Source organism: Mesorhizobium sp. M7A.F.Ca.CA.001.04.2.1 (assembly GCF_003998485.1).
Classification (GTDB): domain Bacteria; phylum Pseudomonadota; class Alphaproteobacteria; order Rhizobiales; family Rhizobiaceae; genus Mesorhizobium; species Mesorhizobium ciceri.
The window spans coordinates 31,885-51,854 of record NZ_RZQT01000005.1 but is presented as its reverse complement, the minus strand read 5'-3'; the positions used below and the strand labels follow the sequence as shown (position 1 = coordinate 51,854).

The 19,970-nt window shown below is 63.1% G+C and carries 21 protein-coding genes; 11 read left to right on the top strand and 10 right to left on the bottom strand.

Annotation, left to right across the window (positions count from 1 at the left end):
- Window positions 1–16: 16 nt before the first annotated feature.
- The gene (locus EN955_RS03115; RefSeq protein ID WP_024502770.1) at window positions 17–1,258 is read right to left on the bottom strand and encodes an acyl-CoA dehydrogenase family protein; all 1,242 of its coding nucleotides are present in this window, start codon (window positions 1,256–1,258) and stop codon (window positions 17–19) included.
- A 113-nt stretch (window positions 1,259–1,371) separates the two neighbouring features.
- Between EN955_RS03115 and EN955_RS03110 the strand changes: the two genes are divergently transcribed.
- The 5 genes from EN955_RS03110 to EN955_RS03085 all read left to right on the top strand — a co-directional run bounded on the left by EN955_RS03110 (window position 1,372) and on the right by EN955_RS03085 (window position 5,005).
- Window positions 1,372–2,187, top strand: coding sequence for an SDR family oxidoreductase (locus EN955_RS03110; RefSeq protein WP_024502771.1), 816 nt, complete (start codon window positions 1,372–1,374; stop codon window positions 2,185–2,187).
- Between the two features lie 39 nt (window positions 2,188–2,226).
- Window positions 2,227–2,712, top strand: a complete 486-nt coding sequence (locus EN955_RS03105; RefSeq protein WP_263484965.1) for a MaoC family dehydratase — start codon at window positions 2,227–2,229, stop codon at window positions 2,710–2,712.
- Window positions 2,709–3,740, top strand: a complete 1,032-nt coding sequence (locus EN955_RS03100) for a phosphotransferase family protein (protein WP_024502772.1) — start codon at window positions 2,709–2,711, stop codon at window positions 3,738–3,740. Before EN955_RS03105 ends, EN955_RS03100 begins: the two co-directional genes overlap by 4 nt.
- A gap of 165 nt (window positions 3,741–3,905) precedes the next feature.
- Window positions 3,906–4,550 (top strand): TetR/AcrR family transcriptional regulator, encoded by a 645-nt coding sequence (locus tag EN955_RS03090; protein WP_013529665.1) that lies wholly within the window; start codon window positions 3,906–3,908, stop codon window positions 4,548–4,550.
- Between the two features lie 206 nt (window positions 4,551–4,756).
- Window positions 4,757–5,005, top strand: coding sequence for a DUF680 domain-containing protein (locus EN955_RS03085; RefSeq protein WP_013529664.1), 249 nt, complete (start codon window positions 4,757–4,759; stop codon window positions 5,003–5,005).
- 42 nt (window positions 5,006–5,047) lie between these two features.
- Here EN955_RS03085 and EN955_RS03080 read toward each other — a convergent pair whose 3' ends face one another.
- The 8 genes from EN955_RS03080 to EN955_RS03045 all read right to left on the bottom strand — a co-directional run bounded on the left by EN955_RS03080 (window position 5,048) and on the right by EN955_RS03045 (window position 12,891).
- Window positions 5,048–6,097 (bottom strand): Gfo/Idh/MocA family oxidoreductase, encoded by a 1,050-nt coding sequence (locus tag EN955_RS03080; protein WP_024502773.1) that lies wholly within the window; start codon window positions 6,095–6,097, stop codon window positions 5,048–5,050.
- A gap of 69 nt (window positions 6,098–6,166) precedes the next feature.
- Window positions 6,167–6,952, bottom strand: coding sequence for a ThuA domain-containing protein (locus EN955_RS03075; RefSeq protein WP_024502774.1), 786 nt, complete (start codon window positions 6,950–6,952; stop codon window positions 6,167–6,169).
- 77 nt (window positions 6,953–7,029) lie between these two features.
- The gene (locus EN955_RS03070) at window positions 7,030–7,260 is read right to left on the bottom strand and encodes a hypothetical protein (protein ID WP_024502775.1); all 231 of its coding nucleotides are present in this window, start codon (window positions 7,258–7,260) and stop codon (window positions 7,030–7,032) included.
- Window positions 7,261–7,320: 60 nt separating this feature from the next.
- A complete protein-coding gene (locus tag EN955_RS03065) occupies window positions 7,321–7,905 on the bottom strand; it encodes a sarcosine oxidase subunit gamma (RefSeq protein WP_024502776.1) in 585 nt (194 codons plus the stop codon).
- The gene (locus EN955_RS03060) at window positions 7,898–10,894 is read right to left on the bottom strand and encodes a sarcosine oxidase subunit alpha (protein WP_024502777.1); all 2,997 of its coding nucleotides are present in this window, start codon (window positions 10,892–10,894) and stop codon (window positions 7,898–7,900) included. The genes EN955_RS03065 and EN955_RS03060 overlap by 8 nt, the downstream gene beginning before the upstream one ends.
- Window positions 10,891–11,187 (bottom strand): sarcosine oxidase subunit delta, encoded by a 297-nt coding sequence (locus EN955_RS03055; protein WP_013529658.1) that lies wholly within the window; start codon window positions 11,185–11,187, stop codon window positions 10,891–10,893. The genes EN955_RS03060 and EN955_RS03055 overlap by 4 nt, the downstream gene beginning before the upstream one ends.
- Window positions 11,188–11,197: 10 nt before the next feature.
- On the bottom strand, window positions 11,198–11,638 hold the full coding sequence (locus tag EN955_RS03050; protein WP_024502778.1) for a hypothetical protein: 441 nt from the start codon (window positions 11,636–11,638) through the stop codon (window positions 11,198–11,200).
- On the bottom strand, window positions 11,638–12,891 hold the full coding sequence (locus tag EN955_RS03045) for a sarcosine oxidase subunit beta (RefSeq protein WP_013529656.1): 1,254 nt from the start codon (window positions 12,889–12,891) through the stop codon (window positions 11,638–11,640). The genes EN955_RS03050 and EN955_RS03045 overlap by 1 nt, the downstream gene beginning before the upstream one ends.
- Before the next feature lie 269 nt (window positions 12,892–13,160).
- Between EN955_RS03045 and EN955_RS03040 the strand changes: the two genes are divergently transcribed.
- Window positions 13,161–13,919, top strand: coding sequence for an SDR family oxidoreductase (locus EN955_RS03040; RefSeq protein WP_024502779.1), 759 nt, complete (start codon window positions 13,161–13,163; stop codon window positions 13,917–13,919).
- A 227-nt stretch (window positions 13,920–14,146) separates the two neighbouring features.
- Here EN955_RS03040 and EN955_RS03035 read toward each other — a convergent pair whose 3' ends face one another.
- Window positions 14,147–15,409 (bottom strand): hypothetical protein, encoded by a 1,263-nt coding sequence (locus tag EN955_RS03035; RefSeq protein ID WP_127218786.1) that lies wholly within the window; start codon window positions 15,407–15,409, stop codon window positions 14,147–14,149.
- A 369-nt stretch (window positions 15,410–15,778) separates the two neighbouring features.
- Here EN955_RS03035 and rpsU point away from each other — a divergent pair, with 369 nt between their 5' ends.
- The 5 genes from rpsU (at window position 15,779) to EN955_RS03010 (ending at window position 19,956) form a co-directional block, all read left to right on the top strand.
- Complete coding sequence (gene rpsU, locus EN955_RS03030) at window positions 15,779–16,057, top strand: 30S ribosomal protein S21 (RefSeq protein WP_013529653.1); 279 nt, start codon at window positions 15,779–15,781, stop codon at window positions 16,055–16,057.
- Window positions 16,058–16,195: 138 nt separating this feature from the next.
- Window positions 16,196–17,038, top strand: coding sequence for a tetratricopeptide repeat protein (locus EN955_RS03025; protein ID WP_013529652.1), 843 nt, complete (start codon window positions 16,196–16,198; stop codon window positions 17,036–17,038).
- Window positions 17,039–17,247: 209 nt separating this feature from the next.
- Window positions 17,248–17,724, top strand: a complete 477-nt coding sequence (locus EN955_RS03020; RefSeq protein WP_024502781.1) for a DUF992 domain-containing protein — start codon at window positions 17,248–17,250, stop codon at window positions 17,722–17,724.
- 90 nt (window positions 17,725–17,814) lie between these two features.
- Window positions 17,815–18,297, top strand: coding sequence for a DUF992 domain-containing protein (locus EN955_RS03015; protein WP_024502782.1), 483 nt, complete (start codon window positions 17,815–17,817; stop codon window positions 18,295–18,297).
- A 222-nt stretch (window positions 18,298–18,519) separates the two neighbouring features.
- Complete coding sequence (locus EN955_RS03010; protein WP_024502783.1) at window positions 18,520–19,956, top strand: MFS transporter; 1,437 nt, start codon at window positions 18,520–18,522, stop codon at window positions 19,954–19,956.
- Window positions 19,957–19,970: the final 14 nt, after the last annotated feature.

The following is a 19,970-nucleotide window of genomic DNA, read 5'->3' as shown; positions in this document are numbered from 1 at the left end:
ATGACGATGCCGGCGCTCAGACCTTCTCCTGCGTGTATTTCCTCAACTCCGTCCGCGCCACCTGACGGCGATGCACGGCGTCCGGCCCGTCGGCAAGGCGCAAGGTCCGCAGATGCGTCCACGACCGCGCCAGCGGTGTGTCCTGGCTGATGCCTTGCGCGCCGAACATCTGCACCGCCTCGTCGGTGACCTTGAGCGCGACGCGCGGTGCGACCACCTTGATCTGGCTGATCCAGGGAGCAGCGGCCCGCGCATCGCCCTGGTCGATCATCCACGCCGCCTTAAGGCAGAGCAGCCGCGCCATCTCGATCTCCATGCGGCATTCGGCGATGATGTCGAAATTGGCGCCGAGCTTTGCCAGCTTCTGGCCGAAGGCCTCGCGGCGCACGGAACGCTGGCACAGCATCTCGAGCGCCATCTCGGCCTGTCCGATGGCGCGCATGCAGTGGTGGATGCGGCCGGGACCGAGCCGCCCTTGCGCGATCTCGAACCCCCTGCCCTCGCCGAGGATCAGGTTCGACGCCGGTACGCGCACATTGTCGAAGCGAAGATGCATGTGGCCATGCGGCGCGTCGTCATCGCCATAGACCTGCATGGCCCGCACCTTGGTCACGCCTTTGGTGTCTGATGGCACCAGGATCATCGAATGGCGGCGGTGCTGCGGCTCGTCATCGCCCCCGGTCCTGACCATGACGATGTAGATGGCGCAGCGCGGATCGCCGGCGCCCGAAGCCCACCATTTCTCGCCATTGAGCACATAGTCGCCGCCGTGGCGTTCACAACGCATGGCAATGTTGGTGGCATCGGATGAAGCGACATCCGGCTCGGTCATCAGATAGGCCGAGCGGATCTTGCCGTCGAGCAGCGGTTCCAGCCATGCTTTCTTGTGGTCGGCCGAGCCGTATCGCTCCAGCACCTCCATGTTTCCGGTGTCGGGCGCCGAGCAGTTGAAGGTCTCGGCGCCGAGATGCGCCTTGCCCATCTCTTCGGCCAGATAGGCGTATTCGACGGTGGAAAGGCCATAGCCGCGTTCCGAGCCGGTCAGCCAGAAATTCCACAGGCCGCGCTCTCTTGCGGTCTTCTTCAGCCCTTCGAGGATCTCGCTCTGACGCGCACTGTAGACCCAGCGGTTGCCTGCCTTGCCCACTTCGCTGAGGAATTCATGGTCGAGCGGCATGATCTCGTCGCGCACCATGGCCGCGACGCGCGCGTGGATTGGCTTCAGCCGCTCGGTCATGCCGAGATTCATCTCCGTCATCGGTCGCTAACCCTTCATACACGCCAGGCATTTTGTCAGTGGCAAGGATGACCGTACTTCGGATAGCCTTGTCAACGAACTGTTTGCCCGCATGCCGAGCGCGGAGAATTGTGATGAGCTATCTGGACGAACTGTTTTCGGTGGCCGGCAAGACCGCGCTGGTGACGGGTGCGGCGACCGGCATCGGCCGCATGGCGGCGACCGCGCTGGTCAGGGCCGGCGCCAGCGTGATGATCGCGTCGCGCAAGGGCGAGGATTGTATCAAGGTCGCCGAAGAGTTGAACCAGCTTGGTGCACCGGGCCGGGCCGACGGCTTCGTCGGCGACGTTTCCAGCGAAGCCGGCATCGCCGCACTCGTCGCCGAGGTCAAATCGCGCACCGAACGGCTGAACATTCTGATCAACAACGCCGGCGTCTCCTGGGGCGCGCCGCTGGAAAGCTTCCCCTATTCGGCATGGGCCAAGGTGTTTGGCGTCAACGTCACCGCGGTCTTCCATCTGACGCGCGAATTGCTGCCGCTGCTCGATGCCGCCGCCAGCGACGCCGATCCGGCCAGGGTGATCAACCTCGGTTCGGTAATGGGCACGCAGCCGCTGGCCGACGACGCCTATTCCTACACCGCCTCGAAGGCTGCGGTTCATCATCTGACGCGCACACTGGCGCTCGAGTTCGCCGCCCGCCGCATCACCGTTAACGCCTTTGCCCCCGGCCCCTTCCAGAGCCGGATGACGGCATTCGCCACCGGTACGGATGAGCAGGCCAGGCACGTCGGCAGCCATGTTCCGATCGGCCGTATCGGCGCACCGGATGACATTGCCGGCGCAACGCTCTATTTGTGCAGCCGTGCAGGCAGCTATGTCACTGGCGCCATCCTGCCGATCGATGGCGGACAGTCGGTGCAGCATGGGCTGACCTTGTTCAAGGAATGACATTTTCCGGCCATAGAAGCCGGGGGTGAACTGGAGGACATGAGCGTGGAACCGATCAGTCTCGATGTGCTTCTGGCCAGTGTCGGCAAGGAGGTCGGCGTGTCGCCGTGGCGGGTGGTCACGCAACGCATGATCGACCAGTTCGCCGACGCCACGGACGACCATCAGTTCATCCACTGCGATCCGGAGCGGGCGATGCGTGAAACGCCGTTCGGCGGCACCATCGCGCACGGCTTCCTGTCGCTGTCGCTGTTGTCGGCGATGACCTTCGAGACCATGCCGCCGCTGGAAAACGGCAAGATGGGCGTCAACCACGGCTTCGATTCGCTGCGCTTCCTGGCGCCGGTGAAAACCGGTGCGCGCATCCGCACCCGTTTCGTGCTGGCCGACGTCAAGGTCAGGCCGTCGGGCTGGGTGCAGACCGCGCATGACGTGACGATCGAGATCGAGGGTTCGAAGAAGCCGGCACTGACCGCGCGCTGGCTGACGCTGACCTTGATCGAACGCCAGCCCGAGACGGCATGAGTGATCCCGTTCTCGACCAGGCAGCGCTTGCGCCTTACCTCGAGGCGAGCATACCGGGCTTTTCCGGGCTTGCTGCAGTCGAGAAGTTCAAATCCGGCCAATCGAACCCGACCTACCTTTTGACGGCGGCAAGCGGCCGTTACGTGCTGCGCGCCAAGCCGCCGGGGCAATTGCTGAAATCGGCGCACCAGGTCGACCGCGAATTCAGGGTGATGAGCGCGCTTGCCGGCACCGCCGTGCCTGTGCCGGCCATGCTGCATCTGTCGGCGGAAGGCTCGCCCATCGGCCGCATGTTCTACGTGATGGATTTCCTCGACGGCCGCATTTTCTGGGATCCGGCTCTGCCGGAGGCTGGCGACAATGATGAACGCGCCGCCATCTACGATGCCATGAACGACACCCTCGCCGCCCTGCACGAGGTCGATGTCGAAACAGTGGGACTCGGCGATTTCGGCCGGCCGGGCAATTATTTCGAGCGCCAACTGGCGCGCTGGACGAGCCAGTACCGTGCCTCGGAAACCGGCACCGTCGCCGACATGGACCGGCTGATTGCCTGGTTGGAAACGCATATGCCCGTAGATGACGGCCGGATCTCACTGGTCCATGGCGACTACCGGCTGGACAATCTGATCTTCGCGCCGGACCGGCCAACGGTTCTGGCAGTGCTCGACTGGGAACTTTCGACATCAGGCCACCCCTTCGCCGATATCGCCTATCAATGCATGCAATGGCGGCTGCCGCACGCTTCCGGCTTTCGCGGCCTGGGCGGTATCGATCGTTCCGCACTCGGCCTGCCTTCCGAAGAGGACTACGTCGCCGCCTACTGCCGGCGGCGCGGGCTCACCGGTATCGGCAACTGGACGTTCTTCCTCGCCTTTTCCTTCTTCAGGCTGGCTGCCATCTGCCAGGGCGTCTTCAAGCGGGCGCTGGACGGCAACGCCTCCAATCCCGAGAAGGCGAAAACCTATGGCGAGGCGGTGAAACTGCTTTCGTGTCTTGCCGCAGAACTGATCGACAGGGAGGCGTGATGGGCCATTTCGACAGAGGAACGGTGCTGATCACGGGGCTGCCAAATTACGACAAGCGTCGGCACGATCCGAAGCATACCGTTTGGGAACTTCCCGTGCCCTTGTCCGTTTCCGTACAGCGTATATAATTTAGCCAGCCACCAACCCAACCGAAGGCACCAGATCTTGCCGCAGAGCGTCCAGACACGCCGCGAGAAACAAAAAGCAGAACTGCGCTCCGAATTGCTCGAGGCCGCGCATAAGCTTGTCCAGGAAGAGGGCTATGAGGGCCTGACCATCCGCAAGCTGGCCAAGCGGGTCGGCTACGCCCCGATGTCCGTTTATTCCTACTTCGCCGACAAGCAGGACATCCTGTTCGCTCTGGCCGAGGACGCATTCGAGACGCTTGCTCGCCGCATCGAGGAGCATCCGTCCGATGATCCGATCGCAGCCTTGCAGGCGGTGATGACGGAATATGCCGCCTTCGGGCTCGGCAATCCCAACGAATACCGCACCGTATTCATGACCGAAAAGACCAAGCTGCCGGAAGGCAGGAGCTACGACGACATGGAAGAGAGCAACCCGGCGATGAAGGCGCTGATCAGCCGGGTCGAGGCCTGCGTTGCCGCCGGAAAATTGCAGGGCGATCCGCGCGCCATCGCCACCATGCTGTGGGCGGTCGGCCACGGCACGATCTCGCTGCTCATCACCTTTCCATTCTACCCCTTCGGCGACCCGCAGGCCTTCGTGAAGCGGATGTGCGATTTCACGCTCGCCACGCTCAGCACGCAAAACGTCCCGCCGTTGACCGAGACACCGGTCAACTGCTGAACGCCGTTCCCTTTCATTTCCATATTTTCTCTCCGCCCCAGCCAAACCCTGGGGGGATTTCTTGGTTAACGAAAAATTTATCGTACGCGTACGGTTTTCCCTTGAATTCCCAATCCACGGCGTATATGTACAGTCTATCGTACATGTACGAGAAAAATTCACCCGTCGTTACGAATTGAATTCGACCCGGAAACCGGAGACTGACAATGAAAAAGACACTCCTCACCCTCGCCGCCGTGCTGGCACTTTCGGGCTCGGCTTTCGCCGCCAACACCACCCATCCGGTCAAGCATGCGCCGGTGGCGGCCTGCGTTGACACCAAGACCAACCTGAAGCTCGATTGCGCTTCGACCGGTTCGGTCGAGAAGAAGGGTGCCACGGAAAACACCGCTGAAGGCAAGGGCCCGCGGCTCGGCATCAGCATCAATCCGTGGATTGTGCCGAGCGCATTCTGATATCAGCAAAGATCGCGTCTGGCCGGCACAAGCCGGCCAGCTTCAAGCGACCGAAATCGGCAGCTTCGCTGCTGAACTCTCAAAGGCTGCGTCGATCAGCTTCTGCATGTCGGCGGCGCGCCGGAACGACGGATCGCCATTCCGGCCTGCATCCAGCGCATCGGCAAAGCGTCGCGCATTGCGCTTGACACTGGGCAGATCCAAAGTCCGCCAGCGCTGAAGATCGACATCCCCGCCGAGGCAGGCCGACAGGCTCGATGCCTTGCCGTCGGTCTCGACCTTGATGGCGCCCTGGGTGCCGTGCAGGGCCAGCGACAGATCGTTGGCGTGGCCGGTCATATAGCGGCTCGCCACGATCGTGGCGAGCGCGCCGCAATCGAGCCGCGCCGTCATTGCCACGCTGTCATTGGCGTCCAGCACATAGTCGCCGATGCGCTCGCCCTCGGCCTTCGGAAACGTCACCAGATCGGCATGCAGGCTGACGATATCCTGGCCGGCGCCATAGGTGGCGAAATCCAGGATATGGATGCCGACATCGCCCAGCACGCCGGTCGAACCGTGCCGGCTGGACAAGCGCCACAGCCATTTGTCCTCGACCCGCCAGTCACCCCATGATTTGCTGACCAGCCAGCTTTGCCGGTAGCTCGCCTCGACATGGCGCAACGCGCCGATCTCGCCGGCCTGAACCATGCGCCGCGCCTCGTGGATCGCCGGTGAGTTGCGATAGGTGAGGTTGACCATGTTGATCACCCCGGCAGCCTCGGCCGCTTGCGTCATATCAAACGCGTCGGCGTAGTTCGGCGCCAGCGGCTTTTCGCAAAACACATGTTTTCCCACGCCGAGCAGCGCCAGCGTCGTCGCCCTATGCGCACCATCCGGCGTCGCGTTGATGGCGGCATCGAACTCGCCCCAGGCGATCGCCGCCTCCAGGCTCTCGAAAGAATCGCCGATCTTGCTGGCCGCGGCGAACGCCGCAGCGCGGCCGGGCACCTGGTCGACACAGGCGACGATGCTGCAGCCGGGAATCCCGGCAAACTCCTCGACATGATGCCCGGCGATACCGCCGGTGCCGAGCAGAAGAATTCGATGCATTAGCCCCAAGCCCCCAAAATCAACTCACGCCTTGGGCAACTCAGGCCCGATCAGCTCAGGCCGCCCCAATCAGCTCAGGCCCTTGTCGCCATCGGCATGCAGGCGCAGCCCCTTCTGCACGATCTTCTCCTTGGCCGCATCCGTCGGCACGTTCGGCGCATTGGTGATGCCGGACCATGCCGGCGCCGGGTTGTGCGCCCAATGGACGGCGTTGCGCAGCACCTGCTGCACGCCCTCATTGTGATAGATCGGATAGGTCTCGTGGCCGGGCGAGAAGTAGAAGATCCGTCCCGCGCCGCGCTGGTAGGTCAGCCCGGACCGGAACACCTCGCCGCCCTCGTACCAGGAGACGAACACCGTCTCCAGCGGCTCCGGCACCGCGAACGGCTCGCCATACATTTCGGTCTCGCCGATCTCCAGGCACTCGCCGATGCCTTGCGCGATCGGGTGGCCGCGGTTGATCGCCCAGACGCGCTCGCGCTCGCCCGCCTCGCGCCATTTCAGCGAACAGGGCGTGCCCATCAGCCGCTTGAAGATCTTCGAGTAGTGGCCGGAATGGAGCACGATCAGGCCCATCCCTTCCCACACTCGCTTCTGCACCCGCTCGACGATCTCGTCCTTGACCTCGCCATGCGCCGCGTGGCCCCACCACAAAAGCACGTCGGTGGCCGCCAGGCGCTTTTCGCTCAGGCCGTGCTCGGGCTCCTGCAAGGTTGCGGTGGTCGCCTCGATGCCCATGTCCTGGTTGAGGGCGGCGGCGATGGTGCCGTGCATCCCCAAGGGATAGAGTTCGCGCACGGCTTCATTGGTCTGCTCGTGGACATTCTCGCCCCAAACGATCGCTTTTGTCGGCATTTTCATCTCCCAAAGCGCTTTAAATAGCACGCCCAAGGAGATTGAGAAGGTCCGATGCGATCTGGCCCGATGGAATACTAGGTCTTGCGCTTCTTGCGCCCCGGCACGGTCTTGGCCTTGCCCGGTTTCGCCGGTGCGCCGGGGATGGCGGTTCCGGTAATGGATACCGGATCGCTGGCCGGGAACGTGTCTTCAAGGCCTTCCTCGAGTTCCTCTTCGGCGCTCGGGGCTTCATGTCGCTCATGTTCGAGCGAGCGGACGGCCGATGTCTTTTTGACCGGCGACTTCGGCGCGGAATTCGACGGCATCGGCATTTCTCCCTCGGCGTGCGGATGCAGAACGAGCGTGCCCTGCAAAACGTTCCGAGTTCAGACCGCCGCGTCGCGCGATCCCTCGGACAGGAAAGTAAAGACATAGTCCGAGAAGGAACGCCAGCATTCGACCCGGAAGGCATCGGCGGCTGTGCGCAACAGCACGATCTCGGTCTTGCCCAGGATGGTGCGCGACGCCGCTCCAACCGGGAACGCGTCGAGCGACAGGTCTTGCGGGCAGCCCGCATTGATCGTCGCCGCTGCCCCAGTGCCCGTCACTGATATCGCGATGTTGCGATGCGAGACGCCAACCGCCGAATGCGGCGCGGATACTTTGGCGCAATCGGCGAGCGGATCGTTGCCGGCCTCATCGATGACAAGCCATTCGTCGGGGCCGAGCCACAGAGCGATGCGCCCACCCCTTGAGGCGGATGTCTTCGGCTTTTTCGGCAAGGTCACGCCGAGCGCCTTCGAAAGCGCTGCGGCCGAAGCCTCCGGCGCACGCAGCGAAATGCGCTTGGCCGGCGGCAGCACCTCGACCTTGACGGCGGCAGCAGTGGTGCTGCGTCCAGCCAGCGCCGGACGGCGCTCGACCGAAGGCGATGCAGCCGGAGCCGTCTTCCTTGCAGCGGCCTTAGCCATTGAGGCGCCCTCCCGTCTCGTCGAAGAACACCATGCCGGTAACCTCCACTTCGATCACCCCGTTCGGCATCGGCACGTAGAGCGTGTCGCCCATCCGGTCGCGGCCGCCGGCGACCAGCGCCAGCGCGATCGAGCGGCCGCAATTTTCCGACCAGTAGCTCGAAGTGACATGGCCGATCATCTTCATCGGGATCGCCTGCTTCGGATCCTCGACGATCTGCGCGCCTTCTTCGAGCACCACCTTGGGATCTTTGGTCTTGAGGCCCACCAACTGCTTGCGGCCCTTGGCGACAAGGTCCGGCCGAGTCAGGCCGCGGATGCCGACGAAATCGGTCTTCTTCTTGCCGACCGCCCAGTCGAGGCCGGCGTCGTTCGGCGTTACCGTGCCATCGGTGTCCTGGCCGACGATGATGTAGCCCTTTTCGGCGCGCAGCACGTGCATCGCCTCGGTGCCATAAGCAGCCGCACCATGCTTCTGGCCTTCGGCCCACAGCGCTTCCCAGACCGTCTGGCCATAATCGGCCGGCACATTGACCTCGAACCCGCGCTCGCCGGTGAACGACATGCGGAACAGCCGCGTCGGCACGCCGCAGATCTTGCCTTCGCGCACCGACATGTGCGGCAGCGCCTCGTCCGACATGTCGATGCCTTCGACCAGCGGCGCGATGATGTCGCGCGACTTGGGTCCCTGCACGGCGATGACCGCCCACTGCTCGGTGATCGAGGTCAGCCAGACATTGAGATGCGGGAACTCGGTCTGGAGATAGTCCTCCATATGGTTCATGACGCGCGGCGCACCGCCGGTCGTCGTCGTCACATGGAAGCGGTCGGGCGCCAGCCTGCCGACGACGCCGTCATCATAGATGAAGCCATCCTCGCGCAGCATGATGCCGTAGCGGCAGCGGCCGGGTTCCAGCTTCTCCCATGGGTTGGTGTAGAGCAGTTCCATGAACTTGGCCGCATCCGGCCCGACCACTTCGATCTTGCCGAGCGTCGAGGCATCGAACAGGCCGGCCGTCTTGCGCACGGCGACGCATTCGCGGTCGACCGCGGCGTGCATGTCCTCGCCCGCCTTGGGGAAATACCAGGCGCGCTTCCACTGGCCGACGTCCTCGAACACCGCGCCTTGCGCCTCGGCCCAGGGATGGATCGCCGTTTTACGCGTCGGATCGAACAGCGGCCCGCGCGCATGGCTGACGATCGCGCCGAAGGTCACCGGCGTATAGGGCGCCCGGAACGTGGTCAGGCCGACCTCCGGGATTGGCTTTCCCAGCATCTCGGCGGCAATCGCCAGGCCGTGCATGTTGGAGGTCTTGCCCTGATCGGTGGCCATGCCGTTGGTGGTGAAGCGCTTGACGTGCTCGATCGAGCGCATGCCTTCGTGCACCGCCTGGCGGATATCCTTGGCGGTGACGTCGTTCTGGAAGTCGACAAACGCCTTCACCGTGGTGTCCGGCCCGGCGCCAGGAGCCGCACCCAGCATGCCGCGCGACCAGCTCTCGGAGGTGTCGACCTTCGGCTTCGTACCCTTGGCGGTTTTCGCGCCCGCATCCCTGGCCGCTTTGGCGCCCGCGGCATAGGCCTCGTCGACCGTCGCCGATAGGCCGTCGGCACCATTGCAGGCGCCGACAGAGACGCAATCCTGCGCATAGGTGCCCGGCACGAAGCGCTTGGTCTCGTCGTTGAAGGCGACCTTGCCGCGCGACTGCGAGAACAGATGCACCGACGGCGTCCAGCCGGCCGACATCAGGATCGCGTCGACTGGAATGGTGCGTTCGCCGCCGCCATTCTTCGGCTGCACCGTCATCGAGGAAACGCGCAGCTTGCCGCCGGCGCGGATCACCGCGCGGCCGAAATTGACCTCGATGCCGAGCGCCCTCGCCTCGTCGATCACCGGTCCGGTCGGATTGTCGCGCAAATCGACGATCGCCGCCACGTTGACGCCGGCCTTCTTCAGGTCGATCGCCGCTGCATAGGCGGAATCATTGGCGGTGTAGACGCCGACATTCCTGCCGACCGCGACGCCATAGTGGTTGAGATAGGTGCGCGCGGCACCCGCCAGCATGATGCCCGGGCGGTCGTTGTCGGCGAACACCATGTGGCGCTCGATGGCGCCCGAGGCCAGCACCACGCGCTTGGCCCTGACCTGCCACAGCCGCTCGCGCGCCAGATCGTGGCCGGGAGCCTTCAGATGATCGCTGACACGCTCGACCAGGCCGACGAAATTCTGCGCGTAATAACCGAACGCCGTCGTGCGTGACAGCACGCGGACATTGTCCATCGCGGCGAGCTTCGCCACCGCAGCTTGCGCCCAGGCAAAGCCGTCCTGGCCGTCGATTTTCGCGCCGCTCTCGAAACGCAGGCTGCCGCCGAACTCGGCCTGCTCGTCGGCGAGGATGACGCGCACGCCGGTCTCCGCCGCTGCCAATGCCGCAGCGATGCCCGCCGCACCGCCGCCCAGCACCAGCACGTCGCAATGCGCATAGCGTGACGAATAATGGTCGGGATCGGGCTGGTCCGGGGAAACGCCAAGACCGGCCGCGGCGCGGATCTTGGGCTCGTACAGGCTCTTCCATGCCGCCTTCGGCCACATGAAGGTCTTGTAGTAGAAGCCGGCCGAAAACATCGGCGACGCGATGTCGTTGACCGCACCGACGTCGAAGGACAGCGACGGCCAGCGGTTCTGCGACTGCGCCTCGAGCCCGTCATAAAGCTCCTGCACAGTCGCGCGCACGTTCGGCGTCTTGCGTGCCGCGTCGCGCCTGATTTCGACCAGCGCGTTCGGCTCCTCGGCGCCCGCCGACAGGATGCCGCGCGGACGGTGGTACTTGAACGAACGGCCGACCAGATGGACGCCATTGGCGAGCAGCGCCGAGGCCAGCGTGTCGCCCTCGATGCCGGCATAGGACTGGCCATCGAAGCTGAAACGCGCGGTCTTGGCTTGGCTGAAGCGGCCGGCGCCGGAAATGCGGTACGACGCGCCGCTCATTTGCCAACTCCCGGCAGCTTGGAGGGTTTGGGTTCGCCGGCCTTGTAGGTCATGACGAACCTGTCGGTGACGGTGTCGCGCACGGCGTTGAAGAAGCGCGCGCAGCCATGCATGTGCCGCCACCGCTCATAGATGATGCCCTTGGGGTTGGAGCGGATGAAGAAGAACTTTTCGAAATCGTCGTCGCTCTCGCCGGCCATATTGGCCGAGCGCGCAATATGCGCCTCGCCGGCGTTGCGGAACTCGAGTTCCGGACGCTCTTCCTCGCAATAGGGGCAGCGGATGAGAAGCATTTGTTCGTTCCTACAATTCGCCGTGGCCGACGCGGGCGCCCGCCGGTTGATCGCAAAGCTTCTGTCCCAGGGTCGCGAACGGCGCGACGAGCCGGATGCGTTCCTCCACGCTTGCAGCGGGACGAAACAGATCGCGCGACGCCATGTTGCCGAGAGTGAGTTGCATCGGATCGGTGGTGACGATGACTTGACGCGGCTGGAATGTCTCGTCTTCGTCAAGCCCTTCGGGACGTCCCTCGAAGAACATCACCACCCGCTGGCCGCCGCTCCAGACGCAGGCCAGCGTGCCGTCGTCGACCGAAAACGGCCAGACGGTCTCGTTGCCGGTGCGGCTGATCGGTTGCGTGCGCACTTCGTCAGCCGACGGAAAATGGAACATGCCCCGTTCCCCCGCCAGCACGTGTTCCCCCGCCAGCATCAGCGGCATCGCGACAGCCATCCCAGCCATCATCAGTGCGCCACCGCCGCCGCCGCCGCCTCGTCGATGAGCCGGCCGGTGCGGAAGCGCTCGATGGTGAAGGGCGCGTTGATCGGATGCGGATCGTCTTTGGCGATGGTGTGAGCAAAGACATGGCCCGAGCCCGGCGTCGCCTTGAAGCCGCCGGTGCCCCAGCCGCAATTGACATAAAGGCCGGGCACCGGCGTCTTGGCCAGGATCGGCGAGCGGTCGGGCGTGACGTCGACGATGCCGCCCCACGAGCGCAGCATCTTCATGCGCGTGAAGATCGGGAACATCTCGCAGATGGCGTCCAGCGTGTGCTGCAATATGTGCAGGCCGCCGGTCTGCGAATAGGAGACGTACTGGTCGGTGCCGGCGCCGATCACCAGCTCGCCCTTGTCGGACTGCGAGATATAGGCGTGCACCGTGTTCGACATGACCACGCAGGGCACCACCGGCTTGACCGGTTCCGACACCAGCGCCTGCAGCGGATAGCTTTCCAGCGGCATGCGCACGCCGGCCATATTCATGATGACGGAGGAATGGCCGGCGGCAACGACGCCGACCTTCTTGGCACCGATGAAGCCGCGCGTCGTGTCGACGCCCAAAACCGCGCCATTGGCCGCCCGCTTGACCCCGGTGACCTCGCAATTCTGAATGATATGGACGCCGCGCGCCGAGGCGCCGCGCGCATAGCCCCAGGCAACCGCATCGTGGCGCGCCGTGCCGCCGCGCCGCTGCAGCGCCGCACCGACCACCGGATAGCGCGCATCCCTGGAGGTGTTGAGCGGCGGGCAGAATTCCTTCGCCTGCTCCGGCGTCAGCCACTCATTGTCGATACCGTTCAGCCGGTTGGCGTGCACGTGGCGCTTCAGCACCTGCACGTCGTGCACATTGTGCGCGAGCATCATGACGCCGCGCGCCGAATACATGACGTTGTAGTTGAGCTCCTGGCTCAGCCCATCCCACAGCTTCAGTGCATGGTCGTAGATGCCGGCGCTCTCGTCATAGAGATAGTTGGAGCGGATGATGGTGGTGTTGCGGCCTGTGTTGCCGCCGCCGAGCCAGCCCTTTTCCAGCACCGCGACATTGGTGATGCCGTGAACCGTGGCGAGGTAATAGGCGGTGGCCAGGCCATGGCCGCCGGCGCCGACGATGATGACGTCGTATTCTTTCCTGGGCTCAGGCGAGGACCACTGTTCTTCCCAGCCCTTGTGGCCGCGCATGGCTTCACGGGCGATGGCGAATACCGAATATTTCTTCAACGTCCCAACCTCGCCCCAAAAAGGCTTCGCGAATGGCGGCCGGCGTTCAGTCGGTCCCGGCGCGCGAGGTGTATCACTAGCGAAACAGCGCTTCCACCCTTGCGCTGTTTGCGACGGCGCTTGCCGTTTTGCGCCGTGGTGAAAAAGACGCATCCGGCGCGTCGGCGCTTTCCAGCATCTTGGCGGGTATCGGGTGGCTCGCTTTGCCTCGATCTGCGACCAAGCATCCCAACTGCCGGTCAAGCCGGCGCGAAGAAAAGGATGCAAAAATGTTCGCACTCGCCAACAAGGTCGCCATCGTCACCGGCGCCAGTTCCGGCATCGGCCGCGCCACGGCAAAACTCTTTGCCGAGGAAGGCGCCAAGGTCATCGTCGCCGCCCGCCGCCAGGCCGAGCTCGACGCGCTTGTCGCCGAAATCGCGGATGCCGATGGCATCGCCATCGCGCTTGCGGGCGATGTCCGCGACGAAGCCTACGCAAAGGCCCTTGTCGATCTGGCGGTCGAAAAATTCGGCGGGCTCGACATCGCCTTCAACAATGCCGGCGCTGTCGGCCTGATGGGACCGATAGCCGAACTGCCGCTGGAAGGCTGGCGCGAGACGCTCGACACCAATCTCACCAGCGCGTTTCTCGGCGCCAAATACCAGGTGCCGGCAATGGTCGAGCGTGGCGGTGGTTCGCTGATCTTCACCTCCACCTTCGTCGGCCACACAGTCGGCATGCCAGGCATGACCAGTTATGCCGCGAGCAAGGCCGGCCTGATCGGACTGACACAGGTGCTTGCCGCCGAATACGGCCCGAAAGGCGTGCGGGTCAACGCGCTGCTGCCCGGCGGCACAGACACGCCGGCGGCAACCTTCAAGACTCCGGAATCACGGGCCTTCGTCGAAGGCCTGCATGCGCTCAAGCGTGTCGCGATGCCGGAGGAGATCGCCCGCTCGGCGCTCTATCTCGCCTCCGATGCCTCGAGCTTCACCACCGGAGCGGCTCTGTTTGCCGATGGCGGCGTGTCGATCAACCGGACGTGAGCAATTCCAGCGGCGGGATGCATGTTCACGGACAAGACTGGCGGCTGGCGCTTGCTGCCGCCGAGCCAGCCCTCTGCAGCACGGCGACGAAAGGGCGGAGGCGACAACGAGCGTCACCCGTCTCTTCCTTCTTCTACACCCCTGCCGCGATGATCCGACCAATGGCCTGGACGAATTTCTGCGTGAAATCTCAGTCTCCAGGGATGCCGGAGCCAAATTCCATCTCGCTATTTTTGCCGCGATCTGACCGCCAGAGAGGCGATGAAAACCACTGCAAAAAATATAGACGTAAAGCCAAACCAGTACAGTCGCACAATATTCTGCGGCCACATCTGAGACATCGGTTCAGAACTCGAATAGACAAAATCCACCGTTTGAAACACTATCGACACTATAGTAAGTAGCGTAATGAACGTCAGCAGAATCTGGATGATACCTTCGTATTTCGACGTTCTTTCGTCATATCGTCTTGAGACAGACGACTTGACGTCCTCGATGTAGCCGGACGTCGCGCCGACGAGCTCATCGCCCTTCCACCCATTCCAAAGCGATTGATAGAGGTTGCGCTCCTCTGCCCATTCGCAGACCGAAATGCTGTCGGCCTCATAGGTCAGCGCGCGGATCAGGTCGCTTTGCCTGTCGATTTCCTTGATGGTCTTGGCAAGCACGCTCGCCTTGGCCTCGTCGGCGATCAGGTTCAGGAACCTTTGCTGTACCCCGTCACGAAGGTCACGGATGAGGTTCCAGTGGTAATTCACATGGAAAACCATCTCCTTGAAAATCTTGTACGCCTCGTCCGGATCATCGGTTATGAGCCCGAAGATGGAATAGCCCGATATCACCCGTGAATTTTTCCCACTGGCGTATTCTATGTCGATGAATTGCTGATCGTCCTTTACCTTGTAATGTTTCCCGGCATCGACAGGGCAATCCGCAGATTGCCCCTCCGGGAAGATGGCGAAGAACTCCGCATAGCTGCCGCACAGGGAGACTTTCGAAATTTGCGCATCTTCGGGTGAAACCCCGGCAAAGCGGGCTATTTTGTCGAGCGCCGATTGATCCAGGATGGAAATGCCTTCAGGGATTTTTCCCCTGCTGAAAAGCCGCGGAAAAAATTCCTGGTACATATCAATGATATTGTCCAACGTCTTGGCGTCACAGCCTTTAAATTCTACAATCGTAAATATGTTACAAAGAAATACGCCATAATCTCTGGATTCATATTCGACACTGGTTGCGACCGACACAACCGTTTTAGCGGAAGAAAGGCCGTTTCTTGCTATTTCTTCTATGTATTCACTTCTTGAATTTACGACAAAGTAGCTATTCTTTCTTCGCGCAATTCGGTCCACGGCTATCGGCCTGAGATATGCTCCTTCGAAGGCGGGATTGTCCTCCAGCGCAATTTTCTGCTGCCTGAGCGTGTTGTTCGTCGACGAAATCTCATGTCCAAAAAACATCGGCACTGACGTGCAAAATTCGACCTTCAAATCGGCCCCCTCTTCGGATCATCCTCCAACGCCAGGAGGCTGCCCGAGTAATCCCACCCCAATTGCCGCAAGCTTGATTTTAATTGAACCGATGAGCAAGCATTTTCCCGCCTTGATAACTAATTAAACAGCAGCTTAAACAGCAGCCGCTACCGCGAGATGCGGGATTTCCGCCAACGCCGCCGGGATGCGCTAGGCCAGCCGCTGACGTCTGCGGGCATCAATACCTTTTGCCCAGAGCGATTCCGCTGTGGACAGCGCGGCATGATTCTGCTATCAGCCGCCACAATTCGTGGTGTAAACCGCCGCGGAGGCTAGCGGCTATGACCGCTTGCCTGTTGATATCAAACCCGAAAGACAGGATTGCCCGTGCAGGTACTCGTCCGCGACAATAACGTTGATCAGGCGCTTCGCGCTCTCAAGAAGAAGATGCAGCGCGAAGGCATTTTCCGCGAAATGAAGATGCGCGGTCACTACGAGAAGCCGTCCGAGAAGCGCGCCCGCGAAAAGGCTGAAGCCGTTCGCCGCGCCCGCAAGCTGGCCCGCAAGCGCGCCCAGCGCGAAGGCCTGCTGCCGATGACGCCGCGCCCTGTTGCTGCCGGCGCCGCTGGTGGTGCAGCTGGCGCTCCGCGTCCGCCGCGGTTCTAACGCCAATTTTTCGTCCTTTTCGAAGGATATCAGAGGTGGCGCGATGTGGAATCGCCGCCACCTTTTTGTTTTGATGTGACCGGTCCGGAGGGGGAGCCGGATCTGAACGACGCGGCTTGAAGTGAGGACAGGGCAGACATGAACGCAACGAGCGTGGAGCGCGGGACCGCATTGCGTGGTTTCGCCCTGACAGCGGCCCTGCTCTCCGGACTGGCGCTTGCCGGCTGCCAAACGGCGGGCCCGACCGGTGAATTCAACAACATCGACAAGGCGCAAGGCTCGAGCGAGAACATTTCCTCGCTGTCGGCGGTCATCCAGCGCAATCCCCAGGATCCCGAAGGCTACAATGTGCGCGGCTCGGCCTATGGCCGTGGCGGCCAATACCAGGCGGCGCTCAAGGATTTCAATCAAGCCATCCAGCTCAATCCGAATTTCTTCCAGGCCTATTCGAATCGTGCGCTCATCCAGCGCTTCCTCGGCAACCAGGAAGCCGCACTCGCGGACTACAACCGTTCGATCCAGATCAACTCGAACTATGACGCCGCCTATATCGGCCGCGGCAATCTCTACCGCAAGGCGGGTCGCACCCAGGACGCCTTCAACGACTTTCAGAAGGCGATCCAACTCGATACGACCGACGCGCGCGCCTACCACAATCGAGGCCTGATCTATCAGAGCCAGGGCCAGCACAAATTCGCCATCGAGGATTTCTCGACCGCCATCTCGCTGGCGCCGGACGCCGCCGAGCCCTACAACGGCCGCGGCCTCTCCTATCTGGCAACCAATGACGAGGACAACGCCTTCTCCGATTTCAACATGGCGATCAAGCTCGACGGCAAGAACGCCGAGGCCTGGGCCAACCAGGCGCTGATCTACGAGCGGCGCGGTGACAAGGCCAAAGCCGCGAAATCCTATAAGGAAGCCGTTCGCCTCGACCCGACCTACCAGCCGGCCAAGGATGGCCTCGCCCGCGTCAGCTGATCTCGGTTTCGGCAAACGCTTCCCATACAAAGCCGCGTGACATCCAAGTGCCGCGGGATCCTTGGCGTGTCCGAAAAGACGCACTTCGCAACTGCGCATTAACCCCGGCAGGAGGCTTTCGGCCCCTGCCTTGATCGCGCCAAGTTTTCAGCGGAACGGTCTGGCCTCCCAAGCCGTTATCGAAAAGCAATTTGCGAAAGGACCCTCCCATGATCAAGAAACTCGCCTGCGCCGCTGCCCTCGCCACGACGATGTTCGCGGTGGCTCCAGCCAGCGCCGGCAAGCTGCAACTCGGCACGCTCGATTGCACCATCGACGGCGGCACCGCTTATATCGTCGCTTCCAACAAGGGCGTGTCCTGTGTCTTCCGGCCTCATCATCACGGGCCGTCCGAGGTTTACACAGGCGTCATCTCCAAGATCGGCCTCGATGTCGGCCAGACACATCAGGGCCAGCTCGTCTGGGCCGTGCTGGCTGCGACCCGGGACCGTGACGGAGGCGATCTCGCCGGCAGCTATTACGGCGTCAACGCCGAGGCGAGCGTGGTGACCGGCGGCGGCGCCAATCTGCTGGTTGGCGGCCTGGACAGCGCCTTCATGCTGGAGCCGCTCAGCGTCCAGGCGCAGACCGGCGTCAACCTTGCCGTGGCCGTGACCTCGCTCCAGCTGATCCATTCATTCAAGTGATCGCATGGAGCCGTGCGCTCCATGACCCCTCACCCCGCGGCGCGGAACCAGATAGGATGGTTCCGCGCCGTTGATTTTTGAGGGACCATCATGCTGAAGACAGCCATTGCTGCTGCCATATTCGCTACCGTGTTTGTCGGAGCAGCGCAGGCGCAGGACGGTGGCGTAGAACTCGGCACGCTTGACTGTGCCATTGGCGGCGGCACCGGCTTCATCTTCGGCTCGAGCAAGGATCTGAGCTGCACCTTCAACCCCGCCGACAAGAGCTTCGCGCCGGAAGCCTATTTCGGCGCCGTCAACAAATACGGCCTAGACATCGGCACGACGAAGCAGACGGTCATGCAGTGGATCGTGCTGACGCCGCTGAAGAACATCTACGCGCCGGGTGCGCTGGCCGGCGACTACATCGGCGCCAGCGCCGAGGTGACGGCCGCCGTCGGCGCCGGCGCCAATCTCCTGGTCGGCGGCTCCGCTCAGGCCTTCACCTTGCAGCCGCTCAGCTTGCAGACGCAGACCGGCATGAACCTCGCGATCGGCGTCAGCCAGTTCCAGCTGCGCAGCACCGAGAACTGATCGCGCAACGAACCCGCCAATCGGAAAGGCTGCCGCGCGAACGGTCCTCAAAAAACCGCTTGAGCTCAACCCCGGTTGAGGTTTTACAAGCCTGCCCCGAACGCAACAACGCCTCGATGCGGCGCCCGATCCGGCGCTGTCGAACCGCATGGTCCTGCCGGAAAGCCGCACTGGCTTCTGGCGTCCTGCGCTGGCGTCGAGATATGCAAGACAGGGGTGGAAATGACCGAGATCAGCACAAACAAGGTCGACTGGCGCGGATTATGGGCAAGCGGCGACCTGGCGCGCTTCTGCTTCATCAGCCTCGGCATCCTGTTGCACGCCACCAACGAGACGATGGTGGCAACGGTGATGCCGGCCATGGTCGGCGAACTGGCGGGCGTGCAGCTCGTCGGCTGGTCGCTGGCGATCTACGAACTCGGTGCCATCGTTGCCGGCGCGGCCGCCGGACGGCTGGTGAGTTATGTCCCCTTGCGCACCAACATGGTGGTCGCAGCCCTGCTCTACGCAGCAGGCGCCCTGATCTGCGCCACCTCGCCTTCCATGCAACTGTTCCTCGCCGGCCGCCTGATCGAAGGACTTGGCGGCGGTGCGCTGGTGTCGCTGGCCTTCGTCTCGGTCGAACGACTGTTCTCGCGCGCCATCTGGCCGCAGCTTTTCGGCATCATGTCGGCGATCTGGGGCGTCGCCGCCTTCAGCGGACCATTGCTCGGCGCGATCATGACCGAGCTTTTGTCATGGCGCTGGGCCTTCGGCATCTTCACCCTCGGCGGCGCAGCCATGGCGCTGGCAAGTTTCATCGTGCTCGACACGCCGGAGGCGACGAGGCCGAAGGCGAGCGCAGGCGGGGCGCCGCCCTTCCCGTTCGCGGCCCTTGCCTGCCTTACAGTTGCCGTGGTGTTGATCGCCTCGGCCGGCGTCGACATCGCCTTGCTGCGCTCTTCGCTGCTGATGGCCTTCGGCCTCATCGGCCTGCTGCTGTTCTTCACCATCGACGCGCTGAAGCCGCTTTCGCGGCTGTTCCCGGCGCGGCTGTTCTCATGGCGCACGCCGGTCGGCGCCGGCATGACCATGGTTGCCGCCTTTTCGGTGGCCACCTGTTCCTTCGGCGTCTACGGGCCGCTGCTGCTGACCAGCCTTCACGACATTCCGCTGCTGACCACCGGCTACATCATCGCCGCCGAATCGATCGCCTGGTCGATCCTGTCGATCCTGGTCGCCAACGCGCCGCCGCGGCGCGAGCGGCTGATTATCATCGGCGGCGCGGTGATGATCGCGGCCGGCATCGCCGGCTTTGCCTACACGATACCCCTGGGTTCCATCCCGCTCATCCTGATCTGCGCCCTGTTGCAAGGCGGCGGCTTCGGCATCGCCTGGCCGTTCCTGACACGCGTCATCGTCGCCTCCGCCCCGGAGAGCGAGCAGACCATCGCCTCGGCGGCGGTGCCGACCATGCAGCGCATCGGCTACGCCGTGGGTGCAGCCCTTGCCGGCATCGTCGCCAATGCCAGCGGCTTTTCGCAAGGTTTGAACCACGACGCGGCGGCGAATGTCGCGTCCTGGCTGTTTCTTGCCTTCGTCCCGCTCGGTATTGTCGGCTGCCTGGCGGCCTTGCGGGTTTCCAGGCCGCTTGGCCAGCAGCTGGAAGCTACTGGCTAGAAGCGCCCAACCCG